This window comes from Halomonas sp. 707D4 (assembly GCF_024158685.1).
Lineage (GTDB): Bacteria > Pseudomonadota > Gammaproteobacteria > Pseudomonadales > Halomonadaceae > Vreelandella.
This window is the reverse complement of the sequence record NZ_JAMZBD010000365.1, coordinates 1-3,190: the sequence shown is the minus strand read 5'-3', so window position 1 is coordinate 3,190 and position 3,190 is coordinate 1. Positions and strand designations below refer to the sequence as shown.

Genomic DNA, 3,190 nt, shown 5'->3' with positions numbered 1-3,190 from the left:
GCTGCAGGATGCGCTTGCGGGGAAAGCGGTCCACCACGTCGCCCGCCAGCGGCATGTAGGCGGTGATCTCGATGCCCAGGTCTTGGCAGTGCTGCACCAGACGGCGGTTCTGAAGGAACGGATGCACCTCGATCTGATTGGTGAGGATCTCGCCCTTGCCGAGGATACCGACCGCCTCGTCGATCTGGGCGATGGTGAAGTTGGAGACGCCGATATGACGCGCCTTGCCTTCGGCCTTCACTTCCTTGAGCGCGGTGAGATAATCGCGCATCGGCACGTCGTCGTTCGGTGACGGCCAGTGGATCAGCAGCAGATCCACGTAGTCGGTCTTGAGGCGGGCAAGCGACTCGTCCACGCTCTTTCTGAGATCGCTCGGTGTCAGACGGTCGAACCACACCTTGGTCGTCAGGAAGATATCGCTGCGGGGAACGCTGCTGTCACGCAGCGCTTCACCGACGGTTTCCTCGTTGGCGTAGAACTGGGCGGTGTCGATATGCCGGTAGCCCGCCTCGAGCGCGGCATGAATGGCCTGCTTGAGAGTGTCGCCTTCCAGGCGGTAAGTGCCGAGACCGGGGTTGGGCAGAGTGCTTGCGGCCATGATTCGTCCTCCTTTTCCAGTACGGCACGTACGTGTGCCATCGACGTCAAGTGGATATGGGGCGACCCACCGAGACTTCAACCCTTGCTCATTCATCTAAGGCGCGTGATGTGCCGCTGAGGTAGACTGATCCCTTCGCCTGCTAACCACAAGCCCGCCATGCTCCCACACGACGACGCCCCTCTGCCCCTTCATCGCCAGCCCGGTTTCCTGAGCTTTCTACTGTCGCGATTGTTCGCCGTCTTCGCCATGCAGATCCAGGCGATCGTGGTGGCCTGGCAGGTGTACGCCATCACCCGCGATGCGATGTCGCTGGCTTACGTCGGCCTTGCTCAATTCATTCCCATGGTGCTTCTGCTGCTGCCGGCGGGCGACGTGGTGGACCGCTTTCCCCGCAAGCGCATCCTGCAGCTCAGTTGGGCGGCCCAAGGGCTATGCAGCGCGCTGCTGCTGCTGATCACCCAGACGAGCCCGCAGAGCGTCGTGCCGATCTATCTGGTACTGGCCCTGTTCGGCTGCGCCCGGGCGTTCACCGCGCCCACCCTGCAGAGCATGCTGCCCAACCTGGTGCCGCGCTCGCAGCTTGCCCAGGCCATCGCGCTGAACAGCTCGATCATGAAGGTGGCCGTGATCAGCGGGCCGCTGCTGGGTGGGGTGCTCTTCGCCCTCGGTGGAGGGCGGTTGGCCTACGCGGTGTGCCTGGGCTGCTTCGTCGTGGCGCTGGCGCTACTGATGCTGGTACCGGTGCGCTACGTGGAAAAGGTGGCGGCGCTCGAGAGCACCGCCTGGCAGCGCTTCTCGGCAGGCATCCGCTACATTCGCCACCAGCCGATCATTCTCGGGGCGATCTCGCTGGATCTGTTCGCGGTGCTGCTCGGCGGCGTGGTGGCGCTTCTGCCCATCTACGCCCAGGAGGTGCTGCAGGTCGGCTCCGAAGGGCTCGGGGCACTGCGCAGCGCGATCGCCGTGGGGGCACTGTTGATGGGGCTCTATCTGGGGGTGAAGGGCATCACCCGCCGGGCGGGGCACGTGATGTTCGCCGCGGTGGCGGTGTTCGGGCTGGCGAACCTGGTGTTCGCCTTCTCGACGCTGTTCTGGGTCTCGATGCTCGCCATGCTGGTGGCGGGCGCGGCGGACATGGTCAGCGTCTACGTGCGCACGACGCTGATCCAGCTGGCCACGCCCGACGAGATGCGCGGGCGGGTGAACGCGGTCAATATGCTGTTCATCGGCTCGAGCAACGAGCTTGGCGAGTTCCGCGCCGGCAGCATGGCCTCGGCCTTCGGGGTGGTACCCGCCGCGCTGATCGGCGGCGTGGGCACGCTCGCCGTGGTCGGCGCCTGGATGAAACTCTTCCCGACGCTACGCCGGGTCGACCGTTTCGACGATGCCCGCTGAGTGCGCCGCGGGGCTCTGCGCCACCATGCGCACCACGCTGCCCACCACGATCAGACACGGCGACGGCAGCGGGTGGGCAGCGAGCTTCGCGGGCATGCTCTCGAGCGTGCCGAGAAGCGATTGCTGCTCGACCTGGCTTGCGTTGGCGACCAGCATGACCGGCCAGTCGTCCGGCAGCCCCGCCTGGCGCAGGCTGTGGCAGATCGCCTCGACTTTCGACAGCCCCATGTAGAACACCAGGGTCTCGTCCTTGCGGGCAAGGGCCGACCAGTCCGGCGCGCCGCCTTCACGGCAGAGCTGGGCGGTGATGAAGCGAAGCTGCTGGGCGTGGCCACGATCGGTTAGTGGAATGCCCATGCCCGCCGCCGCCGCCGAGGCGGCGGTGATGCCCGGCACGATGCAGGCCCGGATGTTGGCCTCGCCAAGGACGGCGAGCTCCTCGCCCATGCGCCCGAACACGCCCGGGTCGCCACCTTTCAGACGCACCACCGACTTGCCCGCCCGGGCAAGCGAAACCAGCCGCGCGCCGATCTCCGCCTGGGGGACGCTGTGGTGGCCACGGCTCTTGCCCACGTAGTAGCGCTCGGCGCCGGGGTGGATCAAGGCCAGCACGTCGTCATCCACCAGCCGGTCATAGACCACGGCGTCGGCCTGCATCAGAAGTCTCGCGGCCTTGAGGGTGAGAAGCTCGACATCGCCGCTGCCGGCGCCGACCAGATACACCGTGCCCCTTTCGCACTCGCCGCGAGTGGGCAGGCAAAGCCGCTCTTTTTTCGCCGGCGTGACCGAGGCCCAAAGGTGGCGGCCAACGCGCGCAAGCGCTTCAGGCCATTTGTGTCGCAGGTGCTTGTTGAGTACGCGCACGGCCCCGCTCCTCTTCCAGTAGTGATTTAATCTCCGGCAGGCAGCTTCCGCACTGCGTGCCGCAGGCAAGCCGCGCGCCCAGCGCCTCGACGCTTCGATCGCCTTCGTGGATCGCCGCGACGATCGTTTGCCGCCCCACCTGGTGGCAGCTGCACACCACCGGGCCGGTATCCCGGGCGCCGCTGTCGCAGCCGGCCAGCACGCGCCGGCGCTGGCGTGGGCTCAGCGCGTCTTCGTTGAAGCGCGCCTGCAGCCAGCCGGTGCCGGGAAGCTCCCGGGGCGGGCCGACCATCAGCCACCAGCTCAAGCGGCCATTATACACACCCGCGG

At 66.8% G+C, this 3,190-nt stretch carries 4 protein-coding genes; 1 reads left to right on the top strand and 3 read right to left on the bottom strand.

Annotated elements, in window-relative coordinates:
• The coding region (locus BIS11_RS13725; RefSeq protein ID WP_253586298.1) for an aldo/keto reductase at positions 1–598 on the bottom strand (598 nt) is incomplete at its 3' end.
• 159 nt (positions 599–757) lie between these two features.
• Here BIS11_RS13725 and BIS11_RS13720 point away from each other — a divergent pair.
• Positions 758–1,996, top strand: a complete 1,239-nt coding sequence (locus BIS11_RS13720) for an MFS transporter (protein ID WP_253586297.1) — start codon at positions 758–760, stop codon at positions 1,994–1,996.
• Here the strand turns inward: BIS11_RS13720 and cobA are convergent.
• Together cobA and BIS11_RS13710 are read right to left on the bottom strand one after the other, a co-directional pair.
• Complete coding sequence (gene cobA, locus BIS11_RS13715) at positions 1,961–2,860, bottom strand: uroporphyrinogen-III C-methyltransferase (protein ID WP_253418542.1); 900 nt, start codon at positions 2,858–2,860, stop codon at positions 1,961–1,963. The two genes, BIS11_RS13720 and cobA, sit on opposite strands and share 36 nt — an antisense overlap.
• Positions 2,820–3,190, bottom strand: a 371-nt coding sequence (locus tag BIS11_RS13710) for a bacterioferritin-associated ferredoxin (protein ID WP_253586296.1), incomplete at its 5' end; no start/stop codon positions are given. The genes BIS11_RS13710 and cobA, both read right to left, overlap by 41 nt.

What these genes read in the sequence shown, in the direction of transcription:
- BIS11_RS13720 (WP_253586297.1), top strand. Translation starts at nt 758, where the DNA reads ATGCTCCCACACGACGACGCCCCTCTGCCCCTTCATCGCCAGCCCGGT.